This window comes from Rhodococcus sp. P14 (assembly GCF_000256505.1).
GTDB classification, from domain to species: domain Bacteria; phylum Actinomycetota; class Actinomycetes; order Mycobacteriales; family Mycobacteriaceae; genus Rhodococcus; species Rhodococcus ruber.
This window is the reverse complement of record NZ_AJFC01000419.1, coordinates 1-527: the sequence shown is the minus strand read 5'-3', so window position 1 is coordinate 527 and position 527 is coordinate 1. Positions and strand designations below refer to the sequence as shown.

The 527-nt window shown below is 66.4% G+C and carries 2 pseudogenes; both read right to left on the bottom strand.

The features are described 5' to 3' along the window. Positions 1–193 (bottom strand): annotated as a pseudogene (locus OEY_RS0127785) (site-specific integrase); the annotation flags it as partial. Next, positions 193–527: pseudogene (locus OEY_RS0127780) on the bottom strand (tyrosine-type recombinase/integrase); the annotation flags it as partial. The pseudogenes OEY_RS0127780 and OEY_RS0127785, both read right to left, overlap by 1 nt.

Genomic DNA, 527 nt, shown 5'->3' with positions numbered 1-527 from the left:
CGGTGACACTTCCGTGGTCGATGTGTGCGAGGTCGAGCGCGTGGGGCGGGATCTGTGTGCGTTCGGCGACGAAGGTCAACAACAGAGCCCAGCAGTCGCGGTAGGACCGGATCGTGGCCGGGCTCAATGCCCGCTGGGTAAGCGCGTAGCTGGTGAAGTACCGCTGCAGGATCGGGGCGAGACGGTGGTTCATCACCACTCCCGGCTGTGGTCGAGGCGCCCGGCGGCGATCGCCGCGACTTCCGGGGCAGCCTGCAGATACCAATAGGTGTCGGCCGGGTTGGAATGCCCGAGCCAGAAAGACAGTACGGTCAGCGTGTGCGCGGGGTCGCGTCCTGTCCGGTAGGCATCGATCATCGCTCGGGTGGCGAAACTGTGTCGCAGATCGTGCAGGCGTGGACGGGCGCCGGCACGAGGGGCCAGTCCGACACGGCGCACCATCTGATGGAATCCACCGCAGACGTTGGAGTAGGACACCGCAGTGCCTCTGCCGGTGACAAACAGCGGCCGATCGGTGCCGGTGCCCA